We start from the raw sequence: 2,645 nt of genomic DNA, 5'->3' as shown, positions 1-2,645 counted from the left end.
TGTAAACTCGGGACCGCAAAAAGAATGATTAACAAGGAAATAAACAGAAGGAGTAAGCTTGAAATCGTTTTGCTTTTCATCAGTGAAATATCCTTATTTGCACTAAGCTTTGTAAAAAAACACCCGCAAGCAAACCGAAAGCTAACTCAGTTTGCTCGCCTGAGCGTTATATGGCTTTCAGAATGCTCATATCAACCTGCTGGTCAGCGCGATATGGCGAACGCACCATTGGCCCGCTGGCGACGCTCCTTGTATTTTTTAAAGCAGATCCAAGGACCATTGGCAATCGGATCCCGGCCGAATTTTCTTATACAGGCTGGGCACCGATTCTAAATTATGATTGAACACATCTGGCGTATCTTTCTCCAAGATATCCAGTGCGACGTCCATGCGGCCACGGAAGACCGGCACTAATATCTCAATACGAATTTTTGGACTGCATTCGCGGGTTTCACCAATACACTCCGCAAAATACTCGGCGCCGGCGTCACGCGGCAGATTTAGGTAGCATTTTAACAGCCAATTAATCAGTTGCGGTTTTTATACTTCGCCCAAGGTCTCTGGCAACGCGTGTTCGCCCGCTTCTCGCCATTCTGGGTAGCTCAGCAGTCCAGCTAATTCTGCGCTCAAAGCTTGAACAAGTTCAGTCTGTGTCGGTGACGCAGTATCACGTTGACGACGAATATCGGTCACTTCCATACCTTGGTGACCGCAGGGATTGATGCGCGAAAACACGCTCAAGTCCATATCAATGTTCAAACTCAAGCCGTGAAAGGTGCAGCCCCTTCGTACCCGCAATCCGAGCTGAGCGATCTTGGCGCCGCTCTCGACGTACACACCCGGCGCATCCGCTCGAGGATGTGCGGCAATTCCAAGCTGAGCTAATACATTAACAATACTATTTTCAATCGCCGTCACTAAGTCGCGAATACCAATACCTAGACGTCGTAAATCTATTAGCACATAGCCAACCAGCTGGCCCGGCCCGTGGTAGGTCACCTGCCCACCGCGATCAACCTGCACCACCGGAATATCACCGGGCATGAGTAAATGCTCTGCCTTACCAGCCTGCCCCTGAGTAAATACCGCGTCATGCTCTAGAAACCAAAGTTCATCCGGACTATTTTCATCCCGTTTATCGGTATATTCCTGCATGGCGCGCCACACCGGCTCATAAGACTGACGACCAAGCTTACGCACATAAATTACGTCAGGACGACTCATCACAACACCATTTTAACGATGCCAGTCGCTTTTAAGTCAGTGAATATATTGTCCAGCTGAGGCTTGCCAGTTGCAGTAATCGTAACGGTGACGGACACAAAACGCCCTTCGCTACTGGCGCGCTCGGTAATCGCTGTCTCGTCAAATTCACCCGCGTGAAGTCGCATTATTTCAACGACCCGCTCCCGTAAATTGGCATCACCATTGCCAATCACTTTGATTGGGTAGAGACAGGGAAACTCTAATAAAGGGGTTTTCTCACTCATAAGACCATCCGCGCCGTGTGTCGCGGCGCTCTACTCATTTAATGGCGGGCTATTAATAGCGCGTGTTATGAAACCAAATTCAAGAAAAACAGCACAATACTGTCCCACAGGCGTTTGAATATACCGCCCTCCTCAACAGCCTCTAGGGCCACCAAAGGTACCCTTACTTTTTCAGCGCCATCTAAGCTCACAACAAGTTCACCGTACTCTTCGTCGGCGGCAATTGGCGCTGTCAGGACGTCGTCAACAATTAACTGGGCATCTAGCGCTTCGCTTTTACCACGAGGAATGGTCATATAGACGTCTTTCTGCACGCCAAGTACGACAGTATCGCTATCACCTTTCCAGACTTTACTGCGGGTTAATTCACTACCTGCCGCGTAGAGATGATGCGTTTCGAAATAGCGGAAACCGTAAGACAGCAGCTTTTGGGTTTCACGCTCTCGCGCACGCTCGCCGCTAGCGCCCATCACAACCGAAATCAAGCGCATGCCATCGCGTTTGGCTGAGGTCACTAAGCAGTAGCCCGCTTCAGTGGTATGGCCGGTTTTTAAGCCATCAACACTGGGGTCGCTCCACAGCAAACCATTGCGGTTGCTTTGGCGTATGCCGTTGTAGATAAATTCCCGTTCGCTATACAGCGCATATTCTCTGGGAAAACCGATAATCGCCTTGGCTAGTAACGCCAAATCCCGTGCCGAGGTATAGTGGTCTGGGTCCGGTAGACCGTGGGAATTCACGAAATGGCTATTAGACATTCCCAGCATGCCAGCGTGCTGATTCATAATGCCAGCAAAGGCATCTTCACTACCGGCAACGTGTTCGGCCACCGCGACGCTGGCGTCGTTACCAGAAGAGATCACCACCCCTTTGTGTAAATCATGCAAGGCAACTTGCTTGCCGACTTCAATCCACATCAGCGATGAACCGTTGAATATCGGGTTTTGTGCCCACGCATTTTTACTGATGGTAACCATATCGTCGTTACTGACTTCACCGCGCTCCAGCTCATAAGATAATACATAGCTGGTCATCAACTTGGTTAAACTGGCAGGCGGTATACGCTGATCGGCATTGTGCTCAATCAACACTTGACCACTATTCGCGTCCATCAGTAAGTACGCGGATGCCGCCACACTCGGGGCTGCAGGAATA

At 49.9% G+C, this 2,645-nt stretch carries 4 protein-coding genes and 1 pseudogene; 1 reads left to right on the top strand and 4 read right to left on the bottom strand.

From position 1 onward, the window contains the following. Positions 1–333: hypothetical protein (locus tag ABYT30_RS18215; RefSeq protein ID WP_373097924.1), on the top strand; the 333-nt coding region annotated here is incomplete at its 5' end. On the opposite strand, the pseudogene ABYT30_RS18210 reads toward ABYT30_RS18215, so the two are convergent. The 4 genes and pseudogenes from ABYT30_RS18210 to ABYT30_RS18195 form a co-directional block, all read right to left on the bottom strand. Continuing rightward, a pseudogene (locus ABYT30_RS18210) lies at positions 262–492 on the bottom strand (lipoyl synthase); the annotation flags it as partial. The gene ABYT30_RS18215 and the pseudogene ABYT30_RS18210 overlap by 72 nt on opposite strands. Positions 493–540: 48 nt before the next feature. After that, positions 541–1,224, bottom strand: coding sequence for a lipoyl(octanoyl) transferase LipB (lipB, locus tag ABYT30_RS18205; RefSeq protein ID WP_373097923.1), 684 nt, complete (start codon positions 1,222–1,224; stop codon positions 541–543). Beyond that, positions 1,224–1,490 carry a YbeD family protein gene (locus tag ABYT30_RS18200; RefSeq protein WP_373097921.1) on the bottom strand — a complete coding sequence of 89 codons (267 nt, stop codon included), beginning with the start codon at positions 1,488–1,490 and terminating at the stop codon, positions 1,224–1,226. Before ABYT30_RS18200 ends, lipB begins: the two co-directional genes overlap by 1 nt. A gap of 65 nt (positions 1,491–1,555) precedes the next feature. Beyond that, positions 1,556–2,644, bottom strand: coding sequence for a D-alanyl-D-alanine carboxypeptidase family protein (locus ABYT30_RS18195; RefSeq protein ID WP_373097919.1), 1,089 nt, complete (start codon positions 2,642–2,644; stop codon positions 1,556–1,558). Position 2,645: the final 1 nt, after the last annotated feature.

The organism is Zhongshania sp. (assembly GCF_041623545.1).
Lineage (GTDB): Bacteria > Pseudomonadota > Gammaproteobacteria > Pseudomonadales > Spongiibacteraceae > Spongiibacter.
This window is presented reverse-complemented; position numbering and strand designations above follow the sequence as displayed.

Coding starts and splice junctions, on each gene's coding strand:
- ABYT30_RS18200 (WP_373097921.1), bottom strand. CDS start 1,490: ATGAGTGAGAAAACCCCTTTATTAGAGTTTCCCTGTCTCTACCCAATC.
- lipB (WP_373097923.1), bottom strand. CDS start 1,224: ATGAGTCGTCCTGACGTAATTTATGTGCGTAAGCTTGGTCGTCAGTCT.